Below are 25872 nucleotides of genomic sequence, written 5' to 3'. Positions count from 1 at the left end.
GACAGCGACAGCTCTCCGTCGGTTCGTCGACGATCTTCTCGTCAAGACCACCCAGCACAACCGCTCCGCCACAGAACTCAGGCTTCAGAAACAGCTAGCTGAGGATGCTTTGTGAGGTACTGAACCTATCTTTGAGGACCTGAATGAACGGGTTTTCAGGGAGTACGCTCGGCATCTTGCTGGTGATCGTGGACTTAAGCAGAATACTGTACAAACCTATTATCGCTATATCTCTGCATGGTGTGGCTGGTGCGTCAACGAGGGGTACCTTGAAGCGCACTTCGCGCAGCGGGCGAGTGCGATGGCTCCCCTCCCCGAGGACGACGGCCGCAAGCCCGGTGACCAGCAGGCCTGGACATCCGAACAGCGCCACGCCCTCACTCGCTACGTCGACGAACGGGTCCGCGACGCCGTCGAGGCCTACACGACACTTCCGGAGGATACTGGCCCCCTTGACAAGCAGCGTGCGCGCTACGCGGCGCTGAAGGCGGCTCGTGACCGGGCTCTAGTGTTCGTTCTCGCGTACACTGCTGTCCGCGTTGGGGAACTCCTCCGGGATCCGAACGACCCGCGCCGGCGCGGCGTTCGCTGGGAGGATCTCTCCCTCGACGATGGGAGTATGGACGTCTACCGGAAGAAACAGCAGTGGGACGCCGCGAGTCTCCCCGATCCAGTGATTTCCCCGCTGCGAAGCTACCGCCAGCTGATGGATCCGCCGACGGAGCGGTGGCCGGTGTTTCCGACGTTCGACCAACGGACGCTCGCAGGCCTCGTTCAGGAGGAGCTAGCCGAACGAGGGGAACACCCAGAGGCAATTGCTGAGCGACGTGATGAGTACGCCCGTGACCTGCTGCTAGCGCTCGATGAGGATATCCGGCCGCCGTCGATCACGACGGACGGCGCACGGTCGATTCTCCAACGGCTCTCTAAGACCGCAGAGATCGATATCGACCATCCGAAACACGATTATCTCGCGCCGCACGGTGGTCGACGTGGGATGGGAGAGGTACTTGTCCGCGCGTTTGGGTACACTGTCGCTGCTCGGTACTTAGACAACTCTGAGGAGATGGTTCGTGAGCGCTATTCGCATATTGAAGCTGGTGAATTGGGTGATGTCGCGACGGAGGCTCTTGAAAACGTAGATAACGGAATCGGCTGATCCCCGAATACGCTGAGCAGGCGCAATACCACGGCCTTCAGGCCGTGGATACGCGCCGTCACTCAGTCCCCTGTTCCACCGACTCCGACGGGGCCGGATATTCCACCGTTCTCAAACCCAGTATTACAAGATACATACGTATAAGCGATTATGCGGGCGTTTCACGATGCTGGAAGTCCACTGCACCCATCGAGCGAAAATCTGCAACCACTCACAGGTGGCGGAGCCGCTTCACCGGCACGGATGGTCGGCCAGCAAGCTCTGGAACGTCGCTAACTACCACTCCCAGCAAGTCTGGGAGGACACCGGGAAGGTCCCGACCATAAGGAGTTGAAGACACATCCAAAGTACGAGGGGCTGTACAGTCAGTCCAGTCAGCGGGTTCTAGGGGAACCCGCTGAAGCTTCAACTCGTGGTATTCCCGTGATAACGACAGGGACAATCCGCCCGGCTATCGTAAAGAAAACTACTACGACCAACAGGGCCGCCGCGTTCGCGAAGAACACCTGCGTTCGACCGTGACGTGGAAGCAAAACGGTATGTTCACCGACGATACTGACTATTCGTATAACTTACATCGAACATCAGTGCAGCAGGCGCATATATGGTTAAAACCGAAGCTTTCATCCAATTCATACCCCGATTTTGACTCGGTTTCGAGCGCAGCCTTCCGAATACAGGTTTAATCAGACAACGATTACGAGGTAGATTTCATTAATGGCTTCAGTACTCTTGGTGCTGAGTATCGCTCTCATAGCGGCCCTGTTTATGTCGTTCACAGTCGGGGCCAATAGTAACTCCGCCCCCGTCGCTCCAGCCGTCGGTGCAAACGCACTCTCCGTCCTCCGGGCTGCACTGCTGGTTGGGATCGTCGCTGGTCTAGGTGCGATCCTCCAAGGGGGGAGCATTTCCGAGACGATCGGAAAGGATCTCATTACTGGTGTCACGATTACGCCGCTTGCAGCGGCGGCTGCCCTACTTACAGCGGCGACGCTCATCACGATCGGGAACTCATACGGTTATCCGATTCCGTCCGCGTTCACCGTTACCGGAGCGATGATCGGCGCCGGAATTGCATTAGGCGGCGGCTTTGCTTACCATGAGTACGTCGTCATTCTCGGGTTCTGGTTTGCGATTCCAGTTGTCGAAGGCGTTCTCGCATACGGGCTCGCACGTGGCCTTCGAAGCGAATCCGTACCCGAAACCGTAGGAATTCCGCTTCTCGGCGGAGCGGTCGGGTATGCACTCGCTAATATCCAGCTCACGATTATTCCAACGGCATCCGGCAGCCAGGGGTCAGCCGCACGATATATTGCGACGCAGTCGCAACTTCTGCCAATGACGATCGGCGGGACGTACACGCTTGGGATGGTCCTCGTGAGCGTGATCGGCGGTCTCGTCGCGCTTCTTGTTACCCGGGCGCTCCTCCAACGGGACGAAACCGCAGGCATCAATCAATTCCTCATTGCCCTGGGGCTCATCGTCGTGTTCACGAGCGGTGGTACGCAGGTCGGACTGGCAACCGGGCCCCTCGAAACGATCTTTGAATCGGAACTCCGGCTTCCTTCGATCTATCTGCTCGCCCTCGGAGGTGGGGGGATTCTCTTGGGCGCGTGGATTCGGGGGCCGCGACTCGTCCAAGCTGTCTCGAACGAGTACGCCTCGTTAGGACCGAGACGATCTATCGCGGCGCTCATCCCGGCATTCCTAATAGCGCAGCTTGCAATCGTCTTCGGCATCCCAATTTCGTTCAATAAAGTAATGATCGCGAGCATCGTTGGAAGCGGTCTCGCAGCGGAATCGTCAAGTGGAAATGGTGTCTCGCCTCGGAAGGTGGGTTACACGGTCGGCTCGTGGGTCGGCTCGATGTTCGGAGCAGGTCTCATTAGCTATACGCTCTATCACCTCTTGAACGCGCTTCTTGGAATCGGATAGCCTACGAGATAATCTGATCAATTATCTCCTCTTCTGCGGCCTGTGTTTTCATTCCCTCCCACGATTCGAAGTCGGTTGTGGCGGCGACGTAGTCGTTGAGTTGCTCGCGAGGAACGTTCTGAATGTCACTTCTGTTGTCGAGCACCCAGGGACTCTGCTCGCAGAAGGCAGTGAACGACTCGAACTCTGTGTGGTCCTCCATAAACGGGTGTGAGAAGAATGCATCCGACTGGACTCGCGTTCCGGCCTGTAATTCGCCGATTCTATCGAGTGCCGTCCCTACTCGGTTATGTAGATCCTCCAGCCCGGCAACCTGAAGGTCCATAGTGGATGTCTGTTCTTGAACTCAGTAAAGGCCACGAACATCTATCGAAGCTACCCATTTCTCGATGGACGCAGTGACGGTTGAAATCCTCCTCCATCGACCTCATCCACGTGCAATTGATGGTCTCCTTCCTCGAGGGTATCGTCGGGTTCAGGAGCACGCCCCAATCGACTCAACACGAATCCACCAAGCGTATCGAAGTTTGCACTCTCGAAGGACGTGTTTAGCGCCTCGTTCACCGCTGTTAATGGGACGTTCCCGTCGATTGTGTACCCACCGGTATCGAGCCGCCCGATTGAGGGATTGGATTCATTGAGGTCGAACTGATCAAGAATGTCTCCGACGATCTCCTCGACGACGTCCACCACCGTCACTAGCCCTTCGAACGCGCCCCATTCATCGATCTTGGGGATGCACAACTCTTCGTTACCGAGGTTCGGTATTTTTCGGTGGAAGTACTGCATTTTCCGACGGCTGTGCTTGCATTGCTGATTGCCCCTCTGGCGACGGAGCTACCCGAGAAGTTCAACAGTATCATCTGGATTTCGCGGGATAAAGATACGCTCGCGATCGGTAATATAACGGGCGTAATGGCCTTTTAGAGTACTGTTCCGGTGACGCTCGAAATTCTGTTCACATCGTGGAACCTCTCCCTAACGTGGGGAACGACGGGATTTCTGAACGCGTTATCGACGGTATTAGCACTCGTCGGTGGCGGGATACTCTACGCTCGGGCTTGGTCAGCGGGAGAGACAGATATGAATCCGCTCCCGTTTCTCATTGGTGGTCTGTTGTATCTATTGTTCATCGACGTTGTTTTATATCATATCTTCTATCTCAGAGTTAGCGTCGTTGGCACTCACTGAACTAACCCCGCCCTGGCCTACGGCGGATTCTCTTCTTCGTCACTGTCGATCCCCCGGTAACCGTATTTTTATAGCATCTGTTCGTAGGGCACCTGTATGAGACACAGGATGACCGAGCTTGCTCCCCGGCTTGCTGATCATGAGTGAGAAAATCGGTCTTCCCGAAGCAGTTTCTATCGCTGTCGGTGGAATGGTCGGGGGCGGTATTTTCGCGGTTCTGGGTGTCGTTGCCGCCGGGGCAGGAACCGCAGCGTGGATCGCGTTTACGCTATCCGGCCTGATCGCCCTGTGTGCGGGCTATTCGTTCGTTCGCCTGAACACCCTGTGTTCGGAGCTACGTAGCCCGATCGGGCAGATCGAGGAGATCTCCGACAGCCGCCAGCTTGCCGGGCTCGTTGGATGGCTGTTGACGTTCGGCTACGTGGGCACCATGGCGATGTACGCCTTCGCGTTCGGGAGCTATCTGGCTGAACTGGTTGGAGTTCAGCACGTACTCACCATCCCGACTCGTCCCGTGTTTTCAGTCGGTGGTGTCGTCCTCTTTGGCGGTCTGAATCTCCTCGGCGCGCATGCATCCGGTAAATCCGAGGATGCACTCGTCGCTGCAAAGGTTGTCCTTCTCCTGTTGTTTGCCGGGGGTGGCCTCTACTACGGCACCGTCCACAACACGATCGCATCGGGCTTTGATGCTATCAGTATCAACGCGCTTACTGCTGCGGCCATCGCGTTCGTCGCCTTTGAGGGCTGGGAACTCCTGATGTTCGACCAGGATAGCATCCGCAACCCGTCAGAGACAGTCGCCAAAGCGATCTACATCTCGCTCGTCGGAACGACGATACTCTATGCACTCGTCGCCGTCGTCACGACGAACCTCGTCTCCCTCGCGACAATTAAAGAGCACCCCGAGACAGCACTGGCAATCGCGGCAGAGCCGCTCCTCGGCCATCTCGGATTCACTCTCATCGCGATCGCCGCGGTCCTCTCGACGGCGAGCGCACTGAACGCGACTCTGTTCAGTGCATCGCGCTTGTCGGCCAAAATATCTCAGACAACCGCCGGCAACGAACAGCAACAGACTAAATCAGCGACCACGGATGGTGGGCGTAACCCGTCAGGATATGGTGCGTCCACGCCGACGCACCGTTCCCCCGGTGCCACGACCGAGTCCGCCCCGCCTGTGCGAACCATCGTGGTAATCAGCATGCTCACGTCGATTTTCACGCTGTACGGGAACCTGAACAGCATCACCTCATTCGCCTCCGGAGCGTTTATGACGATCTTTGGACTCGTGAGCTGGCTCGCGTTCACGAAGCGTAACTCGCTGGTGAGTACGATCATCCCTACGGTAGGTGTCGTTGGTTCTGTATCGGCACTGCTCGCACTTGGATGGAACCTGCACCGAACTGATCCGGACGTTCTCGTGACTGTAGCGGTCATCTGGGCGGTGGTCCTCTCGGTCTATTGGGTGCCGAGACGGCGGTGACAATTCTCGTACCGTCGGTGTGCGCGCCAGTAATCACGTTTATTAGCGGGCAGACCCACCTTCCCAGTAGAACAAAAAATGGGATGCAAGGTCGATTCCCTCATCGAACGCCACGCCCTGACCGTGCCCGACGCCGGGTACGAGTCGGTCGATGAGTATCTCGTGGCGCGGTGGACCGGCTCGGACGGTCGCTCAGCCGTTGGCTACAAGGCACTCACTGAATGGTTCAACAAACGACTGCTGAAACGAATCTACGACGAACACGATCGTGGCACGGTGAACGTCCACCTAGACCGCGAGTACGAGATTATCACTGGCGACCAGGATATCCAGCGTGACGAACTCGCCGCCGACCTTGCGACCGATGGGCTCGATATCGACGACATTGCTGACGAGCTGGTGTCGTGGAGTACGATGCGCCATCACCTCAAGGGCTGTCTCGACGCCGAGAAGGACACGACCCCCGCGGAAACGGACTGGGAAACCAATACCGTCCAGATGACCCGAGAACGGGCCGCAGAAAAAGCCCGATCGGTCCTGTCGTCGCTTACATCGAAGGGCCGACTTCGGGACGCGGATCGCGCACAGGTGGATGTGCAAGTCAAACTAAGTTGCCCAGACTGTTCAGTCCGGGTGCCGTTCGAGGATGCCGTCGAACGGGGCTACGTTTGTGAGACGCACGCCGAGACCGAGTCCGAGGACCCGGTGCTCGAACGCGTTGGCAACCAGTCGTCCGCTATCGCCCTTCCGTACGTGGTTGTCGATGCAGTCCAGACTGCTTTCTTCGGTGAACCGTTCCTCCTCGAAGCCGCCACGATTGCCGCTCTCTAAGTATGACGTGGCACCTCTCTCTCGAGAATATTGCAGGCATCCGGCAGGGTGACGCTGATATCGAGCCGGGCGTCAATGCTGTCCGGGCGAGCAACTGGCAGGGAAAATCAAGTTTCCTCGCGGGCATCAAGACCGCGTTCGGAACTGCGATGCCGCTGACCGAAGGGCAGTCGACCGGTCGAGTTGTCTTGCAAACGGATGATGAGGAGATCACAGTCGAATTAGAACGGACCAACGGGTCCGTGTCGCGCTCCGGACAGCCGTACCTGGAGGACGAATACGATCGTATCTGTGCGGAGTTGTTTGCGTTCCTCGACGAGGACAACGACATCCGCCAGGCGGTGCGAACCGGCGAGAACCTGGAGACAATGCTCACCCGGCCGCTTGATTTCGAGAACATCGACGAGCAGATTGCGGACTTACGGACCGAACGTGAGCAAGTCGAGCGCGAACTCGAACGAGCCGACCAGGCGGCCGAACGCCTCCCACAACTCCAGCAACGGGTCACGAGTCTCGAAGACGATCTCGAGGAGCTGCGTGCAGAACGGGATGCTATCGATGACGACAGCGGTGGTGAGAGCGACGCTCGCGACCAGCTGAGTGACCTTCGCGCGGAACGTGACCAGGTAACCACGAAAATCGAGCGCTTGGAGGCGACTGCCGAGCGCGTTCGGGAGACGTTGGCCGAAAAGCGGGCCGAACTGGAGTCGCTTACCGTTCCATCGGATGCTGACGTTGAGGACGAACTCGAGAATCTTCATGCCGACCTCCGTGACATTGAGCGCGACAGAGAGCTATTGCAGTCGGTCTACGAAGCCAACAAACGGGTACTCGACGAAGGGCGTGTGGAACTGCTGACCGAGGTTTCGCACGATATGCTGTCGGATTCGGTGACGTGTTGGCTCTGTGGGACCGACTCGACACGTGACGATATCGAGGCACAGCTGACGGCGCTCGATGACCGGATTGCAGACCTCCGATCGCAGGCTGCCGAGACCCGTGATCGTGTGGAGGACCTCGAAGCGCGGCGCGATGAGATCAAGCAGGCACGCCGGAAAGAAACAGACTTGACCGATCGCATCGGCGATCTGGAATCCCGCCTCGCAGAGACTGAGGAGAGCCTTGAGACAGCGCGCGACCGCCGAGACGAGCTCGAATCTCGTATAGCTGACCTCGAAGCAGAAGTCGATTCGACTGAAGACCGGGTTACGGATCTCGAAAGCGAGATCAAATACACCGAGGCAGAGTTGACAGACGCACGTGAGGAACTCGAGGAAACCGAGACCCTCGCAGAACAACGCGAGATGCTCGATGAGGAGTACGACTCACTGACTGACGAAATCACGGACCTCCGCACTCGGAAAGAAGATGTCAAGCAACGAACGCGCGAGGCATTTTCGTCAGCACTCGCTGATCTGCTCGAACAGTTCGACACGGGGTTCGAGACGGCCCGTCTCACAAGTACGTTCGATCTCGTCGTCGCACGTGAGGGGCGAGAAGCCCAGTTGGACGCATTGAGTGAAGGGGAACGAGAGCTTCTTGGCATCGTCGCAGCACTTGCGGGCTATGAGGCCTTCGAGGTGAGCCAGCGTGTCCCAGTGATGCTTCTCGATGGTCTTGGCGGACTCGCCAGCGACAATCTACAAATCTTGGTTGAATATCTGGCTGCGCGAACGGAGTACCTCGTCCTCACGACGTATCCCGAAAACGAGGGCTTCGACGGAAACGAACTGTCGCCGTCCGAGTGGCAGGTCGTGTCGCACGAACCGGACGTCGGTGCAGCGTAGGAGGATCATCGCCTAATCGTTCTTTAGTCGTCTCGGTCTCCTGACCTCCAGCCCGTATCGAACCCTTGCACCACTTATATTACTGTGGTACAATGTGACAGTCTCTCGCCAGAGTTAAGTACAGAGTTCATCTATGGAGATTGTGATGAGTCGGTTTACCGAGCAGCACGAGAAGGGAGTCCGTGCATTTACCGAGAGTCTGGAACACAAGCAGAAGACGTGTACCAACTGTGGATTTGAGGATGGTGTTCTTCATAGTGAGTGGAAGACGCACGTCGAGACGACGCCGAAGTCCGGCCATATCAAATACAAACTCACGTGCCCGGATTGCGACTCGACTGAAATCGTCGAAATCGATATTTGATCACCTCTGTTGAAGCAGGTCGAGATTTTTGAGCCGAGACTGAACTGTGCCGAGCGCTGTCTCAGCGTCCTCAACTGTCTGTGCACCTGTAATCACCAGTTTGCCACTCCCGAAGAGCAGGACGACGACAGGGGGGTCGTCGAGTCGGTAGACGAGTCCGGGGAACTGTTCTGGTTCGTACTCGATGTTCGCCAGGCCGAGACCAATTGCGATTGCATTGAGATTCAATCGTTCGTCGAGATCGCCACTGGTCACCATGTTCTCGATGGTGAACTCCGGTGATTCGTCGACGTGGATCCCGAGATGACGCAATTCTTGAAAGAAGATCTCGAGTGCGTTTTCGACAGCGGTCGCACTTTGGGCCCCGGTACAGACGACTTTTCCCGACCGGAAGATGAGTGCCGCGGCCTGCGGGTTCTGTGTTCGATAGACCAAACCTGGGAAGTGGTCGGGTGCATACTCGGTTGTCGGAAGGTCGTCGGCGAGTGTCTCGAGGTCGAGTTCTTGGCCGATACTGGTAGATGCGACAACGTTCTCAACCGCAAGCGTATCTGATGGACTGCTCATCTCTCTGCTCGAATGTTCCCACGAATGATAAAATACTGGTCGATATCCGTCCGGCGGAGCTATCGGTCTTCCATGAGGGTTGCGATGAGCTCAATTCCTAAGATGGCTACTTGATACTATCAATCGGCTACGACCGCTCAGTCTGTGAGCGGGAGGAAGATACCGAAGCCGAAGACAGAGAAGAACCCAACTGCAATCCCGAGCACCATAGAATCGAACAAGACTGTTCGTTCCCATCCGGGGAGTTCCCCTGCGAGGCTTGGACCAGCAGTAGCTCCGAGAGCACCGAGAAGAAAGAGCCCTAGCCCCAGCAAGAACCCACGTTTGGCGTACTTTGCATAGTCGAGTCTCATGTTGTGGCCCATAGTCACTCGTGGTCTACACTCGATATTATCTGTTTCGACCCTAGTCGAGCGATTATCACGGAGATATCGAGCGAGAGTGTGGGCCGTACTTCCTACTCTGTTTGAGGGACGGCATAGGCACCGAGACCGAAGAATACCACTGCTAACACTGCCAGGACGACTAACTCGCTTCCTGCTGACTGGTGCAGATAGGTTGCGTTTCGAACGCCGCGAGCGAAGTACGTGAGTGGTGAGAGGCCGATAGCCGGTCGGAACCATCCAGGGAGCATATCCGGGGTAATGAACGTCTCGGACAGGAACACGAGTGGGAGGGCAACTGCGTTGCTCGCGGCGATAACGCCATCCTGTGAGTCCGCGACCCGGCCTATTAGTGCCCCAATCCCACAGAACACCACGACAGCCAGTACGATGAACGGGAGTAGGAGCGGGGAGAGACTGAAACTTCCGCCAGTCACAAGCTCAAGTACACCCAGTACGATCGCGCTGGCGAGCAGGATTATCCCGATGTTTACCAGCGTGTGTGCTGCCAGCCATTCGCCCTGATTGAGAGGTGTCGTCGCCAGCTTCTCGAATCGATTCCCCTCTTGATACCGGGCGATAGAACTCCCGATCCGGGAGAGGGGAGTAAACAGTACAATGATTGCGAGATAGCCTGGGACGTAAAATCCGGTCGGATGTCCGAAGAGGCCGCCGCCGGTGGGATTCGTCTGGACGACAGCCCCGAAGATCCCGACGAGGATGAGCGGGAAGCCGAACGTGAAGAAGACCGCCGTCCGCCGCCGGAGGAACGACCGCCAAGCCGTCCCAGCCTCGGCACCGACACGCGTGATCCAAGTCATTGTGATTCCCCCACGGGATTCACAGCAGGTTCTGATGGTTGTTGTTCGTCGATCGTTTCGCTGGTGAGGTGCAAATAGACGTCTTCAAGCGACGGCTCGGTCCAGGTAAGCGTCTCGTAGTCGATTCCCTGTGCTTCCAGCCGACTGACTATCTCTCCGATCTCCGCCGGTGCAACGTCTGGTATTCGCAGTCCCGTTTCGGTTGTCTCGACGTCGACACCGAGCGACTCGATCTGGTGTAGAGAATGCTCTGTTTCGATGCGGAGGTGTGTTCCGCCGCCATATCGCTCGATGAGGGCAGTCGGCCGGCCGACTTCGACAAGTGAACCAGAATCGAGTAGAGCTACTTGATCCGCCAGCTGTTCGGCTTCTTCCATGTAATGGGTCGTGAGGAAGACCGTTGTTCCGTCGTCTGCAAGGTCAGTGATGAGCGACCAGAGTGATTGCCGCCCAGCTGGATCGATCCCTGTCGTCGGTTCGTCGAGAAAGAGGAGATCGGGGTCGTTGATCAGAGCGATGCCGACACAGACGCGCCGTTGCTGGCCACCGGACAGGTTCGTATACCACGTTTCGTCGGTTGTTTCCAGCCCGACGTCGGTAAGTACGTCGTCGACGGGTCGCGGATCGTCATAGAGCCCTGCATAATAGCCCAGCAACTCACGTGCTGACAACCGCTCCGGTGGTGTAAACGATTGCGGGAGGAGTCCGATCCGCTCTTTTTTGACCTGGTTCGGTGACCGCCCTAACACAGTAACCGATCCCGCGTCTGGCATCGTGGTCCCTGTGAGTGTACGAACGAGCGTCGTTTTTCCGGCCCCATTCGGCCCTACGAGTGCAAAAACGTCACCGCTATCGACTGACAACGAGACGTCCTCGAGCGCGATTGTATCGCCGTATCGCTTGGAGATACCTTCGGCAGTAACTGCCGCGGTCATACTGGAGAATTGGAATGACTTGAGGTAAGCCGTTCGATTTTGGCACGAACTGCAGTCGAAATAGCTGGCATTTCTGTTCCTCGGACAACAGAACTCGGAACGGCACCGTGGGACATCTAACAATCACTTAGCGATTGTTAGACGAATCGCCAGTGGAGATGTGAACACGAGCCCTACCGACTCCGGGGTCTACTCTTGTCACCAACGGCGGGTACTTCGCCCCGGGATCGACGACGTCTGGAGACAAGGATAGTACCCGAACAGAAGGGTTGATAACTGTCTAGTTCAATCCCCAGATAATGGTATGCCAGCAGAGCAGTTAGAGTCGTTTCTCGATAATCCAGCGATGCGTGAGGCCCTGTCGATCGTGTTCGAGCGGAGCGAAGAGGGAACCGATGAAGTCCAATGGGCCGACGTCAGCGATGCGCTGTCAAGCGGGCAATGGGGCCGATTGATCGAATCGGGAGTTCTCGTGAGCGGTGGTACTGGATTCACGCTTGCGAACCCCGACCGCGTCCAGCAGACGCTTGAGGAGCACGGCCCGCTCTCAGATACAGCAGAGGGGGTAGATGAGATCGAATCCGAGTCGTGGGCCTGGTACGACAAAGCAGCTGGTGTAACAGCCCTCGTCCTCTTTGCGGGGTACTGGAATACTGGAATCCGTAATATCATCGCGTCCGTCGATAATCTACTTCTCGCACCGATTGTTGACATGCTCCCGTTCTACGCGGTCATCATCCTCCTTGCGATTGTCACAGGCTTGTATTCGACCGTGTTGCAGGCACGTCTCATGGACCACGAGAAGATGCAGGCGTATCAGGAGCGGATGAACGAACTGAAAGAACGGAAAGAGGAGGCTAAAGAACGCGGGGATGACGAAGCGCTCGAACAGATCCAGGAGGAACAGATGGAGGCGGCCGGCGACCAGCTTGGGATGTTCAAACTACAGTTCCGGCCGATGGTCTGGATCATGCTTCTGACGATCCCCGTGTTCCTCTGGCTCCGCTGGAAGGTTCGTGGCGGTCACCTCGGTGTCGGCGAGACTGGGATGATATTGCCGCTTGCGGGCGCCGTCTCCTGGCAAGAGCCGTTGCTTGGACCGATGCGGACGTGGATCGTCTGGTATTTCCTCTGTTCGATGGCGTCGCGGCAGATCATCCAGAAGACGCTCAACATCCAAACGTCTCCCTCCTCGTCCTCGTGACAACGTCTAAGTGGTTGTTATCAGATCAAGATCCTTTTGAACCACCCATCTATTCTGAGCGCTCTTATACGCTGAACAGGCGCAATACCACGGCCTTCAGGCCGTGGATACGCGCCGTCACTTGTGCTAACAGCCCGCCGTTCAAACGCTTTCCCCGAGTTTCCCACAGTGACGTTTAAGTGATAGGCCGGCCTACTGAGGAGTAGGAATCGGTCGGGACGGAGCGGATTCCGAACCGTCCTTCGGAGGTGGCCTGTCCACCCACGTAACGAGGCAGTATCCGAAAGGGCAGCTGGTGAACACACATGTAGAAGCGTGTGCCTGTGCCGACTGCTCAAAGCAAACCAGACGATACCCCCAAGTCCGTTGACGCTTGCCGGCGTCCCCGTGGCAAAAACAACACAGGGACACCGTACACGGTTGAGGATAGGGGTACCGGCGGCTTGGCACCGTCAGGAGTCCACCAGTCCGATACCGTGGGACTACCCGTGCCCGAAAGGGCTGGTAGTCCGGTGATTGGACTGCACACCTGAAACTCCCACCGCTCGGGATTCCTCCGCGTTTGCGCGGAGGAGGATGTCAATCAATAAGCACAGTCGATTTGGACATTAATTTCGATGGTCGTATCTTGGGATGTCTCGGCGGGAAATATAAGATGCAGCCTCGCTGAATGTGGGTATGAGCGACCCAACGGACATGCCGAATCCTCCAGCCGATTATCCGGAGAATGTTGCGTCGACGCTCCAAGAGCTAAGTGTTCACGATCTCCGGGAGACGATTATCTACGCGCAGGAACTTCTCCAATTTCATCACGTACCGACTGATCAGATCGAACCGACACCGGGTGAAGAGATCGTAGAATTGACTGAACATCAAGGGTACACTGAGGTCGTGAAACGCCAGCCGTGTGGAAATGAGTGCGCGGACTGCCCTCACGGCCCATACGTCTATCACGTGACCCGAGAACGTCATCCGAATGGTGATGAGAAACTCCATTGGGTTCTCATCGGACGGAAGATTTCGGAAGACGCCTGATATCACAAGCTTCGGAGCGAAATCACAACAATATCTGACGCACATCTCGAAACGTTCGGAGTAGATGGTTCAGAAGGTTGGGACGATTGCTCGCGGCCTGGGGCGTATGTTACAGGCCCTCTCTGGTCTCATGTTCCTCTCGATCCTCGTTCCTGTCGTCTGGGGAGAATACTATGCTATCCCCGCCTTCCTCCTTGCGGGCCTCATTACTCTCAGTATCGGTGGCGTACTCGCTCACCGGTACCGAACCGCCGCAGAACCAGGACGGCTCCACGGGATGATGATCGCAGCGTCAGGATGGTTTTTCGTCGCCCTATTCGGATCACTTCGATTCCTTCTTCCCCAAGCTATCGAGTTTCTGGTGAGCCTTGTTTGAATCGAGAGTCATATGGGCAGCAACGTCACGGAAGGGTTCGAGGGCCAGTCTCCAACAGACCGAAGTACCAGTCCAACGAATAGTGACAGCATGGTCGAAGTAAACAGCCTCGGGCGCGGTGGACCGAGGCTTTTGTAATTCCCTCAGCCGTGCGCTAGCACTCCCTGCTCGGCAAGCGAGCGGGATGAGGTTGGGCGGCTTACACGCCCCGACCCGGACAGACGCACCAACCGTACCTGCGGTTGGGTTTTGTGAGTCCGGTAATTCGATTCGTTATCGTCGAGTTTCGTCCTCTCGCGCCACGCGATGTTTACCGATGCATTCCGGTCAGCGTGGTCTTGCACCACGTCACACTCACTGTTCATACACCGGAACCGCCGTCCCTGCCGACCACTACGCTCACCACAGCACGAACACGTCTTCGAGTTGTAGTACGCATCCACTGTATCCGTCGGAATCTCTCGCCACGTCGCCTTGTACGAGACGAATTTCTCGAATTTGTGGAACGGTAGTTTGTGCAATCGGCGGTTTATATACGAACCGTATTGCATTTCCTCGCGGATACCGCTCATATCCTCGAACACGATAACCGGGTCCGAGAACTGTTCTGCAAACTCCACGACAGCACGGGAGAGACGATGCAACACCCACTCGGTGAATCGCTCTTCCTTGTCACCGAGTTTCCGGTGGATGCTCGTCTTGCCGTGTTCTTGACAGCGAGTGGTGATGGTGTGATAGCGTTGGCGTTCCTGCTTTACCCGTCCGTAGTCGAGGACGAGTGTTCCCTTCGTCCGCATTGTCTCGCGGTCAAGAGTGGTGAGAGCGACGTTACGCTCATTGATGTCCACGCCAACCACAGTATCGGCAGTGTCGGGTTCAGGCACGTCGAACTCACGTGTGACCGTGACGTGTAGATAGTACACGCCATCGCGGTACAGGAGTTCGGCCTGCCCCACCTCCACCTCATCCGACGTGATAGCGTCTCGGAGTTCGTCCATCGCGTCCGGCTCGCCGCGCAGGTGGCCTTTTACCTTCTTGTAGGATTTCGGACTGATGCGGAACTGGACGCGGTTCGTGTCGTCGTCCACGGTGAGGCGGTAGCCTTCCGTGTGCGCCATCACGAGCGGGTACGCATCGTTCTTGTCCGTACTCGGCGTCGTCGGCTTGCCGCCATCAGGGTCGTCTTGATTCTCCCACCACTCTTTGAGTAATTGGTAGGAGTCCCACGTTTGGAGGGCTTTGCCGACGACCGCGCACTTGTTGTTCCGCAAGAAGTTGTCGCGGTCAACCTCCTTCTGTATCTCGGTGCGAGTGTCCCCTTGCTGTTTGAGGCGGATGGTTTGGTTGAATATCTCGCGTGAGGCGAGGCGGGCGTCGTGAAGCCACGACCGTTCACCAGACGCTATGTGAAGGCGCGTCTGAATCGTCTTCGTGGCTTCCTCACCCAGACTTTGACGGTTGTTCCGATTGGTCATAATTGTAGGGATTCGGGATGGAGGGGTCCCGTAGTCACGCGCATTCGGTTAGTTCCTGCAAGTATCACTTCGTCTGGTGTCCGAAGTCAAGCAAAGCGAAGCTTTGCGTACCTCGCGGGATCTCCGATCCCGCTCAGTATCGTCACCCTGTTCTCGGTGTAGTGGAGAACGATGTGCGAGAGTTGTTTGGTGAGACTGCCGACCACTTTGGGCACAAGATTCTGGCGTTGGAGATTGCAGACGACCATGTACACCTGTTCGTACAAACAGACCCGAAGCACAGTCCGGCGGACATCGCTCGGCAATTCAAGTCGTACTCGGGTAAGCACTTGCTGGAGCGGTATCCCGAAATTCAGGAGTCGTATTTCTGGGGTGGCGGATTCTGGAAGGTTGGGTACTACGTGGGAACGACGGGAGCGGTGTCGGAAGAAGTGGTTGAACGGTATATCGAAGAGACGGAACACGCGCCGGAGTGACGCGCTTCACCCCCACCCACGGTGGGGCGGGGAACTCGCGCTGTTTTTCGTTTGATATCGGGAAACATGGGGTGATTCTGCTCGTTCTGGTCTTTCTTCTGAGGGGTATCGAAGATATCCTCATCTGGCTGAATACTGGAGCGCTACCGGCAATCGAGTTCTTCATCGGAATCGTCATCGTCCCCTCGATTCTCGCACTCGCAATCCGAGAAGCGCGCCATCACCCTCCCCCACGTCACTAACGTTCCGTCGGTGATAACAAAACAGGTGACGACACTTTCGGTGTACGCCACACCTCAAACGACGGGGTGAGGAGGGCACCTCCAATGAAGTGGAAATTACGACCTTCGTGACTTGAACCACCGTTTGAGCCGCGACGTTATTCCGAGATCGCGTTTCGCCATGATCACCGTACTCTTGGCTCGTTCGCCGACGTTTTCCGGAATTGCTCCGAAGACCAGCTGCTGGAGCAGTCCTTCTCGTGTTGCCCCGATGACCGTGAGGTCGTGATCGGCAGTCTCTCCGACGATGGCGCCCGTTATGTCACCACTTTCGATGATCTCGCTTGTCGTCTCGAGGTCCTCGAGGTCGGCGAGCGTAGACTCGATGATGGATTCCGCCTTCTCTCGCGCCGTCTCGCCCGAGAGGACATGCACTACCTTCACTGAGGCGTTGTTCTGTCTGGCGATCGACCGAGCGATTTCTGCTGCGAGTTCGGCGTGCGCACCGCCTGCAGTAGGGAGTAATATCGAATCAACCGTGCCGAGGGACTCCTCGTCACTGCTGGGGCCGATTCGTTCGACCAAGACGTCACAGCGAGCCTTCTTCACCACCTCGTCGACGTTACTGCCCAAGACGTAGTCCCGACGTCGACTACGGCCCCGCCAGCCCATCAAGACGAGGTCTGCATCGTCCTGTTCGACCGTATTCAAAATCGCTTCGGAGACATCATGTCCGATTCGGATCTTTCCACTCACCGGGACCTCTGGATGTTCCGTCTCCGCGAACTCGATCGCGCTGTCGATGACGGCTCGTTCTTCACTCACGAACTTCCGGCCCTCGGACAACGGGGTTTGTTGTGGAACAGAGACGACGCTCACAACCTCAATATCGGCGTTCCGTTCCTCAGCCAAGTCGAGTGCCGTCCGCATCAGCTGCTGGACGCTCTCGGGATTGGCAATCGGAACGAGAATCCGCTGTTCGCGCTCGGTCCGTTCCTCGGCTGTGGCCTGCTCGGTGGCGACTGTCGGTGTTTCCTCCTCGAGTTTTTCCTCCTCTTTTGGTTGGGAATAGCCGTAGTAGACGGCGATTCCAAGACCCATCCACAGCACGGTCGTAACGAGCGCAATGAACCCGTGGGAATCCGGTCCGAGACCGATCTCCATTCCCAGTGCCGAGAGGAGAAACGGCGTCAGCAGGAACTGGAGGACGATGCCGATCAGTGGCGGCCACGGCATATAGGGGACTTTGAAGGTGCGCGGTAGGTCTGGATGGGTCTTGCGCATCTTGATGACCGTCCAGTTGACCTGCACGAACAGCAGAATGAACATGATGTCCGCAGAGGCGGCGACGGATTCGATCGGTAACGTCACTGCCATCACTATGATGAGTATCGCAGACAGGAGAATCGCCCAGTGGGGCGTCCGTTTCTCGGGATGAATCCGGTCGAAGATCCCGGGTAGCGCCCGATCACGACCCATCGCGAAGGACACCCGCGAGGAGGAGTACACGGTCGCGTTCAGGGCGCTCATCGTGGCTGTAAGGCCAGCAATCAGCAACAGCGGCACCCCGTACGGGACGAACTGCCCCGCCGCTTCGATGATACCTAGCTCGCCGAGATTCCCAAGCAGCTGCCAAGTAGGTGCGTCAGCGGCAAGTCCTGCGCGCTGTGCAAGCTCGGGAACGACGCTAATACCGCCGATCGCAGCGAAGGCGACGAGAATGTAGATGGGAACGACGATAGCTAACGAATAGAAGACTGCCTTCGGAATATTCTTCCCGGGGTTCACCACTTCCTCGCCGGACTGGACGATGATCTCGTAGCCCTCGAATGCGATATACGTGAACCCCATTGCGCCGATAATTCCAATAGCTCCATTTGGGGCGAATCTCGGACTGCTGAGGAACTTCGCCGGCCAGTTCGGGGTATTGACCGTCGCGAGGATACCGAATGCGACGAAAATACCGAGAATGACTACCTTGATGGCAGTCACGATCACACCTGCCTTCCCGGTCTCTTCGGCACCACGATAATTGATGTAGGCGAACAGACTCACCATTAGTACCGCGAGTACCTTATCCAGGAGTCCTCGGCCGAGGAACCCGAAGAGCTGGAATCCTTCCGCGAGGACACCACCGTAGACTAAGAACTCGGTAAGGAATACACCGAAGGTCACTGCATAGAGTGAACAGGCGACGGCGTGGGCGAACCAGCTCATCCAGCCAGCGTAGAAGCCGTTCGGATCGACGAGCGCTTCCTTTACCCAGAGATACCCTCCGCCTGCTTCCGGGAAGGCAGCGCCGAGTTCGGCGTATGATACCGCCGTGAACACCGCGACGAATCCATTCAGTAGGAATGCGATCGTGAGTGCTGGACCAGCGAGTCCAGCAGCGAAGCCGGTGAGGGCGAAGACCCCAGCGCCGATCATCGCACCTACACCGATGAACGTGATATCGAACAGGCTCATGTCTCGGGACAGTTCCGTTTCGACCTCGCCGCTCGTGTCCCCCGAGTCACCCGTCGCCGATACGTCGCTATTGTCAGTCATCTGGTGGCGTTTCTCAAACCAGACGGACTAACCTTACGCTTCATCGCTGGATTTTCTTCCTCTCCTTCTGTCTCACGCCGACACGAAGGCGACACACAAATTATTCCTCGCAAGTACGATGAAGTATGCTCGATTCGGTACGCTACCGGTATCACTCGATTCGTCGTCGAGTGCGTCGAGTCGAACGCCGGGAAGTACGGGACCTCCGCAGCTGGCTGGAAGATACCGAAAACCTCCTGCATCTGACTGCACTCGTTATCGTTCCGTTTCTCATCGGCGTCGTGACGTGGCTCTCAAACGTCTCACCGATCGTCTCCTTTCTGGTGTATCCGCCACTTGCTTCGGGTGCGTACACCTTGTTTGCTGACCCCGAGGGACGCTACTCGTCGCCACGTAAGTTCGTCGGTGGGATGACCGCAGGAGCGATCTGTGGCTGGATCGCCCTCGAGGTGAGCGCACGATTCTGGTATCCAACTACGCCTGAACAGTTCCACGTTCACGCGGGGGCAGCCGCGCTGGGGATCTTTCTCACTGGGGTCGCAACGTGGGGACTGTCGCTGGAAGAACCAACGGCATTCTCGACGGCACTTCTCGTACTCGTCACCGGTGCCGAGCGGTTGACTTACGTCGGCGGAATCGTGGTATCGAGCCTGCTTATCGCCGGCGTATTCCTGCTCTGGCGACGGAATGTCTATCACGAACGCGCGCGCTATCTGTTCCGTTCAACCCAGAGTGACGACCAGATTCTCGTCCCCATTCGCGACGATACCGATGAATCGGTCGTTCTGTTCGCGGCACGCCTAGCATCCGCTCACGACGCCGGGAAAATCGTCCTCATGAGAACAGTACGTTCGGAGACGATAGAGGAAACAGCAGCAGCACTAGAAGCTACCGATGGGGAGGCAATCACCGAAGACCGTGAAGAGTCATCAGAGCCCGTCACTGAACTAGCTGAAGAACGCCTCACCGAAGAGCAACTCCAAGACCTTGAGCGGCTTCAGGACCGAATTACTTCCGTCGTCGACGTCCCCTGCGAGTTCGTCGTCGCCGTTGAGGATGAGTCTGCCGGTGAGACCGTTCTCTCGACTGCGAAAGCAGAGAATTGTGATTTGATCGTCTGTGGATACGAAACTGAGGAGGAGGATCCCAGCCCGTTCGTGCGGACGATTTTGAACGGCAACACGGATGCTGTTGTCTTTCGGTCATCGAACGGCCGCACAGAATGGGAACGCATCTTGGTGATGGTCCGCACGTCGGGCGAACTCGCTAACGCGATGCTTGACTTTGCCCACCGACTCATCCCCGGCGACGGAACAGTAAGTGCGTGTACCTGTGTGTCACAGCAACGTGACCGACGGATGGCCGAGATAACCCTGGAGAATCTCATCGAGTCGTTCCCAAATCCAATCGAGACGCGGGTTGCCACCGGCTCAGTCGAAAAGTTCCTCGAACGAAATACGTCTCTCTACGATCTGGCCGTGATCGGAGCGAGTACCGATCGAGGTGCTGTCTCACGTTTCGTTTCCACACCGACGTTCGAACGAATTCAGGCGGTTGACTGCGACTTGGCAATCGTGCATCGAGGGTAATCAGGTATCTCGTTCGAGTGCTTCGCGTCGCTGTTCGTATTCCTCGTCGGTCAGTTCCCCGCGGGCGTAGGCGAGCCGAAGCTCTTCCAGTGCTTGGTCTGAGTCACTTGCACCCCCCGTGACCGCGCGATAGACGAGGTACCCACCACCGACGAGGGCGGCGAGGAACAGCAGCTGCATCAGGATGCCCACGATGAACATCCAGCCAGGTATCGTCCCGTCGCCCCACATGTGACCACCCCACATCCCGCTCATCATCGGACCGAATCCCATCATTCCGAAGCCTATGAAGAACAACGGGAAGATGAATACGGCGCCGATGATAACGAGGAGGAGCGTAATAAGTTGCGTGTCGTCTGAATTTGTCGGCATATTGTGATTCCTCCGTGAGTTTGGGTTCTCAGATTATACTACGCAATAACTATTTAATGCGGTTGTGCCTTTGACGGTAGTGGGTAGTGTTCAGATAAGCTGATTCCATGCGAAGCTGAACGATCTGAGCCAATCGTCGGCGGTGCTTGCTGCGGCGTTGCTGAAACAGTTTGAGAACGAGGAAGTACGTCGTTTTATTTTTCGAAAGACACGTTCGACAGCATTCCGATTCCCATGTTTTTCATACTGGAACCGGAGACCGTGTCGTTGACAGGCGTCTTTCAGCGGGGGTGCGCCATCAACGAGAAACAGAGCATCATCGATGTCATGTTTCTCGCGGAGTTTGGCGAAAACGAGCGAGCAATCACGTTCGTACGCGTCGGTTCAAGCTCTGTATGGAGTGATTCGTTCGTTTCTGGATCGACAGCAGCGTACAGCTAGTACTGTTCGTTATCGAGTCGAATCACAGTTTCGTCAACCGCGACGTGATCCGGAGTCCGTCCAGACTCGGGCTGTAGGTCAGCCTTATGAACCCAGTTATGAACGGTGGAGCGTGCGCGTTCGACATCGAATATCTAAAGAATTAACACAGTATTCGAAATATAGACTTCAGCAAGATGGCGCTGAATACTGAGCTTCATCAGCAGTTGCGGTGTCGCTTCTCGTTCAACAAACTCTAACTCGATCTGGTCTAAACAACCGCTAAGGCGGGTGTTTTCGGGCATAGATCCCTCAGAAAACGCTCCGCCTCACCTTTCAATCCTTATCTGAACACTACCGTTCCACCCGACACAATTCTTTTGAATACCTACTCACCACGGCTCTGACCCGAACTATCTGAAGGAAAACTGCAATAGATGATCCCTTCGAACTGATACCTATGGTAGCGACGATGATTGATGGCATCTCCGAAGCTCTACGTATCGGAGTGGGCTTCCTCTGGACGGCGGCGTGGGCGATCATCATGGGCCTCACGATCACGAGCCTTGTCCAAGTCTACGTCTCCAAGGAGCGGATGGCGCAGGTCCTCGGTGATGGCGATCTGAGCGGGCTCACCAAGGCGACTGCGTTCGGCGCGGCCAGTAGTGGCTGTAGTTTCGGTGCCGTCGCCATCGGGAAGGGGTTGTTCAAGAAGGGGGCGCACGCGGTGAACTTCCTCGCGTTCATGTTCGCGTCGACGAACCTCATCGTCGAACTCGGGTTGATAATCCTGATTCTGTTGGGCTGGGAGTTCCTAGTCGCAGAGTTACTCGGCGGACTCATTCTCATCGCCGTGATGGCCGTCATCGTTCACCTCACGCTTCCGGAGAACCTCTTCGATGAGGTGCGAGAGGCGCTCAACGAGCGCGACCGTGAGGCGGGCGTCACCGAGGATCCGACCTGCGGGATGGAAGGCAAAGACGAGTACACGCTTAGGACTGACGGCGGTGAAACGCTCAAGTTCTGCTCGGAGGGCTGTATGGAGACCTACCGCCAGGAGATGTCGAGCCGCGGCGGGTGGCGTGACGAATTACTGTCGTGGGGTGGCTGGTACAAAGTCGGGAACCAGTACCGCAAGGAGTGGTCGATGATCTGGAAGGACGTCATCGCCGGCTTCCTGATATCGGGGTTCGTCATCGTCTTCGTCCCCCAGTGGGTGTGGAACACCCTGTTCATCCAGGGCGACGGGCTGCTTGTGACGGCCGAGAACGCGATTATGGGCGTCGCCATCGCCGTTATCAGCTTCGTCGGCAGCATGGGTAATGTCCCGTTCGCCGTCGCGCTGTGGGGCGGCGGCATCAGCTTCGCCGGCGTCATCGCGTTCGTCTACGCCGACCTCATCACGATTCCCGTGCTGAACGTCTACCGGAAGTACTACGGCTGGAAGATCATGCTGTACATCCTTGGCGTCTTTTTCGTGACGATGGCGTTCACGGGCTTCCTCATGGAGCTGCTGTTCGACGCGCTCGGCATCGTCCCTGATCTGGCGGGCGGCGAGACGGCGACCGAGCAAACGTACTTCGAGCTCAACTACACGTTCTACCTCAACCTCATTGCGTTCGCGCTTTCCGGCTTTCTCCTGTACGTGTATCGTCGCGGCCTCGGTGCGCCTGGCCAGTACCGTGATCCCGTCTGTGGGATGCGGACTGACGATAGCGAGCCATCGGCGACCCACGACGGTGAGACGTACTACTTCTGCTCGCAGACCTGTAAGGAGACCTTCGAGGAGGATCCCGACGAATACGCCACCGGGCATCCGATGGTGATGGAGGGACACGACCACTAGTGAACGGCTGAATGTCTCATATCTCAGCTGGATATCCTTGGGGTCGACAGTTGGCGAACCGAAGAACGGGTTCGTGAGGGCTGTGGATGAGATTTCGAATCCAAAGTTTTCCCTATGGGACATCAGCATCATCAAAGGGGAAATCTGCTAAAGACAGGGGACCGTATGTACCCCTGTATGACGACGACCATCACCGTAGAGGGAATGACGTGCGGTCACTGTGAGCAGACGGTCGAAGAGGCCCTTGAAGAGGTCTTTGGCGTGACTTCCGTGACCGTCGACAGGGAGAGTGAACAGGCAAGCATCGACGGTGAGGCAGAGGTCACGGCCCTCGTGGCGGCCGTCGAAGACGCGGGATACACCGCTCACGCCTGAGTATCGTGCGCTGTAGATAGCACGGGTCGCTCCGAGACGACGGCTAACCGCTGTCTTCAGAGTTTGCCTGTGCTGGACCTGCTGTATGATTTTAGGGCCGAAGATTCAGGAAGCCGGCGGAACCACCTCAATTGAGAACATGACCCATGGACGACCACAAAGATACAGCTGAGAATTCCCCGGGAGGAGAGGACCAGCAGGACACCAGCAGTCACCAGCACGAACACGGCGACCACGATGAAGCGGTCGCTGAATCAGGCGGGGAAGGGGTAGAACAGGAGCTACTGGAGGAGGAGGCTCACCCTGCTGCGGCAGGTGAGATGGCGTCCCACGAACAGCACGAACACGCCGGCCACGAGGGCGACGGGCACGGCCACGGTTCCCACGAGGGACACGGCGAGGGCCATGGCGGGATGCACGAAGGCCATGAACAGATGTTCCGCCGGCGTTTCTTCATTTCGACGCTCCTGTCGATTCCCGTTCTCCTGTACAGCGAAATGCTACAGGAGTGGCTCGGCTTCTCCGTCCCTGTATTCCCGGGCAGCGAGTGGATCAACCCTGTCTTCGCGGTCATCGTCTTCGCGTACGGTGGCGTTCCATTCCTCCAGATGGCACTCCCGGAGCTGAAAGACCGGTCGCCGGGGATGATGACGTTGATCTCTATGGCGATCACCGTCGCGTTCGTCTACAGCCTCGCGAGCGTGATTTTCCCCACACAGTCGGCGTTCTTCTGGGAACTCGTCACACTGATCGACATCATGCTGCTCGGCCACTGGATCGAGATGCGGTCGGTCCGGCGGGCCTCCAGCGCGCTCGACGAACTGGCGAAGCTGATGCCCGACACCGCCGAGCGTATCACCGACGACGGGGAGACCGAGGAGGTCCCCGTCAGTGAACTCTCTGAGGGCGACCTCGTACTCGTCCGGCCGGGCGCGAGCATCCCGGCGGATGGCGTCATCGAGGATGGCGATTCGGACGTCAACGAGTCGATGATCACGGGTGAATCGAAACCGGTTTCGAAGAAGCCCGGCGACGAGGTCATCGGCGGCACCATCAACGGCGACGGCAGTCTCCGTGTCCACGTCGGTGCGACGGGCGAGGAGACGACGCTGGCGGGCATCATGCGGCTCGTCGAGGAAGCCCAGCAAAGCAAGTCGAAGACCCAGGTGCTGGCCGACCGCGCGGCCGGCTGGCTGTTCTACGTCGCGCTCGGGGCGGCAGTCGTGACGGCGATTGCGTGGACACTCACGGTCTCGTTCGACGCGACGGTCATCGAGCGCGTCGTGACGGTACTCGTCATCGCCTGTCCGCACGCCCTCGGGCTCGCAATCCCCCTGGTCGTCGCGATCAACACGTCGCTCGCCGCTCGGAACGGGATGCTCGTTCGCGACCGGATCGCGATGGAGGACGCACGGAATCTGGACGCTATCATCTTCGACAAGACGGGGACGCTCACCGAGGGCGAACACGGCGTCGTGGATATGGCGACCATCGACGTCGTCGACGACGATGACGCGCTCGCGCTGGCGGCGGCCGTCGAGAGTGACTCTGAACATATGATCGCCCGAGCCATCCGCGAGGCAGCTGACGAGCGTGATCTCAGCGCTCCTGATGCATCCAGCTTCGAGGCAATCAAAGGGCGAGGGGTCCGGGCGAACGTCGACGGCAACGAGGTGTACGTCGGCGGCCCGAACCTGTTGGCCCAACTCGATAGCGAAATTCCCGATTACCTCCAGTGCTTCGCTGACGAGGCCGGCCAGAACGCCCAGACCGTGGTGTACCTCGTTCGCGAAGGAGAGTTGATCGCCGCGTTCGCGATGGCCGACGTGATCCGCGAGGAGAGTTTCCGCGTCGTCGACGCCCTCCACGAGCTAGGTATTGAGGTGGCAATGCTGACTGGCGATTCTCAGGACGTTGCCGACGCTGTCGCCGACGAACTAGGCATCGACACGGTGTTCGCGGAGGTACTCCCCGAAGACAAAGACGAGAAAGTCCAGGAGCTCCAAGACCAGGGGAAGCTGGTGGGGATGGTCGGTGACGGTGTGAACGACGCGCCGGCGCTGACGCGAGCCGACGTCGGCATCGCCATTGGAAGCGGCACCGACGTTGCGGTCCAGTCGGCGGATGTTATTCTTGTCCAGAACAATCCGATGGACGTCGTTCGGCTCGTAAAGCTGAGCAAGGCGAGCTATCGGAAGATGCAGGAGAACATCGTCTGGGCGGCGGGGTACAACGTATTCGCGATTCCGCTTGCAGCAGGCGTGTTGGCACCGATCGGGATTCTGCTGTCTCCTGCCGTGGGCGCCCTCCTGATGTCGTTGAGTACAGTAATCGTCGCGATTAACGCGCAGTTGCTCCGGCGCGTCGATCTATCCCTCCCCGAGCTCCCAAGTGCGACTTCACCTACTGACGCTCAATCTGCTGACTGAGAAGTGCTTTCTCGTCATTCACGTAAGGCTGAATCTTTCGGATAGATAATT

General features: G+C 57.4%; 23 protein-coding genes and 3 pseudogenes. 15 read left to right on the top strand and 11 right to left on the bottom strand.

Annotation, left to right across the window (positions count from 1 at the left end; all coding sequences use genetic code 11):
* Positions 1-121 precede the first annotated feature (121 nt).
* The 3 genes and pseudogenes from LPA44_RS12580 to LPA44_RS12575 form a co-directional block, all read left to right on the top strand.
* A pseudogene (locus tag LPA44_RS12580) lies at positions 122-1159 on the top strand (phage integrase SAM-like domain-containing protein); the annotation flags it as partial.
* A gap of 166 nt (positions 1160-1325) precedes the next feature.
* Positions 1326-1761 (top strand): annotated as a pseudogene (locus LPA44_RS18405) (RNA-guided endonuclease InsQ/TnpB family protein); the annotation flags it as partial.
* 115 nt (positions 1762-1876) lie between these two features.
* Entirely contained in the window at positions 1877-3094 is a 1218-nt protein-coding gene (locus tag LPA44_RS12575) for an inorganic phosphate transporter (protein ID WP_230889893.1), read from the top strand.
* A 1-nt stretch (position 3095) separates the two neighbouring features.
* On the opposite strand, the gene LPA44_RS18400 is transcribed toward LPA44_RS12575, so the two are convergent.
* The gene (locus tag LPA44_RS18400; RefSeq protein WP_230892630.1) at positions 3096-3419 is read right to left on the bottom strand and encodes a hypothetical protein; all 324 of its coding nucleotides are present in this window, start codon (positions 3417-3419) and stop codon (positions 3096-3098) included.
* 50 nt (positions 3420-3469) lie between these two features.
* Positions 3470-3883 carry a transporter associated domain-containing protein gene (locus tag LPA44_RS12565; RefSeq protein WP_230889891.1) on the bottom strand — a complete coding sequence of 138 codons (414 nt, stop codon included), beginning with the start codon at positions 3881-3883 and terminating at the stop codon, positions 3470-3472.
* Between LPA44_RS12565 and LPA44_RS12560 the strand changes: the two genes are divergently transcribed.
* From LPA44_RS12560 to LPA44_RS12540, 5 genes are all read left to right on the top strand, one after another.
* Positions 3869-4021 (top strand): hypothetical protein, encoded by a 153-nt coding sequence (locus LPA44_RS12560; RefSeq protein ID WP_230889890.1) that lies wholly within the window; start codon positions 3869-3871, stop codon positions 4019-4021. The two genes, LPA44_RS12565 and LPA44_RS12560, sit on opposite strands and share 15 nt — an antisense overlap.
* 403 nt (positions 4022-4424) lie before the next feature.
* Positions 4425-5768 (top strand): APC family permease, encoded by a 1344-nt coding sequence (locus LPA44_RS12555; protein ID WP_230889889.1) that lies wholly within the window; start codon positions 4425-4427, stop codon positions 5766-5768.
* A gap of 78 nt (positions 5769-5846) precedes the next feature.
* Entirely contained in the window at positions 5847-6599 is a 753-nt protein-coding gene (rdfA, locus tag LPA44_RS12550; protein WP_230889888.1) for a rod-determining factor RdfA, read from the top strand.
* A gap of 2 nt (positions 6600-6601) precedes the next feature.
* Complete coding sequence (locus LPA44_RS12545; protein WP_230889887.1) at positions 6602-8386, top strand: archaea-specific SMC-related protein; 1785 nt, start codon at positions 6602-6604, stop codon at positions 8384-8386.
* Between the two features lie 145 nt (positions 8387-8531).
* On the top strand, positions 8532-8750 hold the full coding sequence (locus LPA44_RS12540) for a hypothetical protein (RefSeq protein WP_230889886.1): 219 nt from the start codon (positions 8532-8534) through the stop codon (positions 8748-8750).
* Here LPA44_RS12540 and LPA44_RS12535 read toward each other — a convergent pair whose 3' ends face one another.
* The 4 genes from LPA44_RS12535 to LPA44_RS12520 all read right to left on the bottom strand — a co-directional run bounded on the left by LPA44_RS12535 (position 8751) and on the right by LPA44_RS12520 (position 11456).
* A complete protein-coding gene (locus LPA44_RS12535) occupies positions 8751-9317 on the bottom strand; it encodes a TATA-box-binding protein (RefSeq protein WP_230889885.1) in 567 nt (188 codons plus the stop codon).
* Positions 9318-9454: 137 nt separating this feature from the next.
* Positions 9455-9682, bottom strand: a complete 228-nt coding sequence (locus LPA44_RS12530) for a DUF7860 family protein (RefSeq protein ID WP_230889884.1) — start codon at positions 9680-9682, stop codon at positions 9455-9457.
* Between the two features lie 92 nt (positions 9683-9774).
* The gene (locus LPA44_RS12525; RefSeq protein ID WP_230889883.1) at positions 9775-10521 is read right to left on the bottom strand and encodes an ABC transporter permease; all 747 of its coding nucleotides are present in this window, start codon (positions 10519-10521) and stop codon (positions 9775-9777) included.
* On the bottom strand, positions 10518-11456 hold the full coding sequence (locus tag LPA44_RS12520) for an ABC transporter ATP-binding protein (protein ID WP_230889882.1): 939 nt from the start codon (positions 11454-11456) through the stop codon (positions 10518-10520). Before LPA44_RS12520 ends, LPA44_RS12525 begins: the two co-directional genes overlap by 4 nt.
* 304 nt (positions 11457-11760) lie before the next feature.
* Between LPA44_RS12520 and LPA44_RS12515 the strand changes: the two genes are divergently transcribed.
* Together LPA44_RS12515 and LPA44_RS12510 are read left to right on the top strand one after the other, a co-directional pair.
* Positions 11761-12660 (top strand): DUF106 domain-containing protein, encoded by a 900-nt coding sequence (locus LPA44_RS12515; protein WP_230889881.1) that lies wholly within the window; start codon positions 11761-11763, stop codon positions 12658-12660.
* Between the two features lie 678 nt (positions 12661-13338).
* Positions 13339-13695: a hypothetical protein gene (locus LPA44_RS12510; RefSeq protein ID WP_230889880.1), complete on the top strand. Its 357-nt coding sequence runs from the start codon at positions 13339-13341 to the stop codon at positions 13693-13695.
* A gap of 109 nt (positions 13696-13804) precedes the next feature.
* On the opposite strand, the gene LPA44_RS18105 is transcribed toward LPA44_RS12510, so the two are convergent.
* Positions 13805-13933, bottom strand: coding sequence for a hypothetical protein (locus LPA44_RS18105; RefSeq protein WP_269070123.1), 129 nt, complete (start codon positions 13931-13933; stop codon positions 13805-13807).
* Positions 13934-14214: 281 nt separating this feature from the next.
* Positions 14215-15519, bottom strand: a complete 1305-nt coding sequence (locus tag LPA44_RS12505; RefSeq protein WP_442903389.1) for an RNA-guided endonuclease TnpB family protein — start codon at positions 15517-15519, stop codon at positions 14215-14217.
* Positions 15520-15563: 44 nt separating this feature from the next.
* Between LPA44_RS12505 and tnpA the strand changes: the two genes are divergently transcribed.
* Positions 15564-16022, top strand: coding sequence for an IS200/IS605 family transposase (gene tnpA, locus LPA44_RS12500; protein ID WP_230889878.1), 459 nt, complete (start codon positions 15564-15566; stop codon positions 16020-16022).
* 338 nt (positions 16023-16360) lie between these two features.
* Here tnpA and LPA44_RS12495 read toward each other — a convergent pair whose 3' ends face one another.
* Complete coding sequence (locus LPA44_RS12495; RefSeq protein WP_230889877.1) at positions 16361-18790, bottom strand: amino acid permease; 2430 nt, start codon at positions 18788-18790, stop codon at positions 16361-16363.
* A 125-nt stretch (positions 18791-18915) separates the two neighbouring features.
* Between LPA44_RS12495 and LPA44_RS12490 the strand changes: the two genes are divergently transcribed.
* Positions 18916-20379 (top strand): HPP family protein, encoded by a 1464-nt coding sequence (locus tag LPA44_RS12490; protein WP_230889876.1) that lies wholly within the window; start codon positions 18916-18918, stop codon positions 20377-20379.
* Here the strand turns inward: LPA44_RS12490 and LPA44_RS12485 are convergent, their stop codons facing one another.
* Together LPA44_RS12485 and LPA44_RS12480 are read right to left on the bottom strand one after the other, a co-directional pair.
* Complete coding sequence (locus tag LPA44_RS12485; protein ID WP_230889875.1) at positions 20380-20751, bottom strand: SHOCT domain-containing protein; 372 nt, start codon at positions 20749-20751, stop codon at positions 20380-20382.
* Between the two features lie 90 nt (positions 20752-20841).
* A pseudogene (locus LPA44_RS12480) lies at positions 20842-21476 on the bottom strand (IS6 family transposase).
* Positions 21477-21631: 155 nt separating this feature from the next.
* On the opposite strand from LPA44_RS12480, the gene LPA44_RS12475 reads away from it, so the two are divergent.
* From LPA44_RS12475 to LPA44_RS12465, 3 genes are all read left to right on the top strand, one after another.
* Positions 21632-23017 carry a permease gene (locus LPA44_RS12475; RefSeq protein WP_230889874.1) on the top strand — a complete coding sequence of 462 codons (1386 nt, stop codon included), beginning with the start codon at positions 21632-21634 and terminating at the stop codon, positions 23015-23017.
* A 177-nt stretch (positions 23018-23194) separates the two neighbouring features.
* On the top strand, positions 23195-23392 hold the full coding sequence (locus LPA44_RS12470) for a heavy-metal-associated domain-containing protein (RefSeq protein WP_230889873.1): 198 nt from the start codon (positions 23195-23197) through the stop codon (positions 23390-23392).
* Between the two features lie 146 nt (positions 23393-23538).
* On the top strand, positions 23539-25821 hold the full coding sequence (locus tag LPA44_RS12465; RefSeq protein WP_230889872.1) for a copper-translocating P-type ATPase: 2283 nt from the start codon (positions 23539-23541) through the stop codon (positions 25819-25821).
* Positions 25822-25872: the final 51 nt, after the last annotated feature.

The organism is Halobacterium sp. KA-4, assembly GCF_021028995.1.
In the GTDB taxonomy this organism is placed as follows: domain Archaea; phylum Halobacteriota; class Halobacteria; order Halobacteriales; family Halobacteriaceae; genus Halobacterium.
This window is presented reverse-complemented; position numbering and strand designations above follow the sequence as displayed.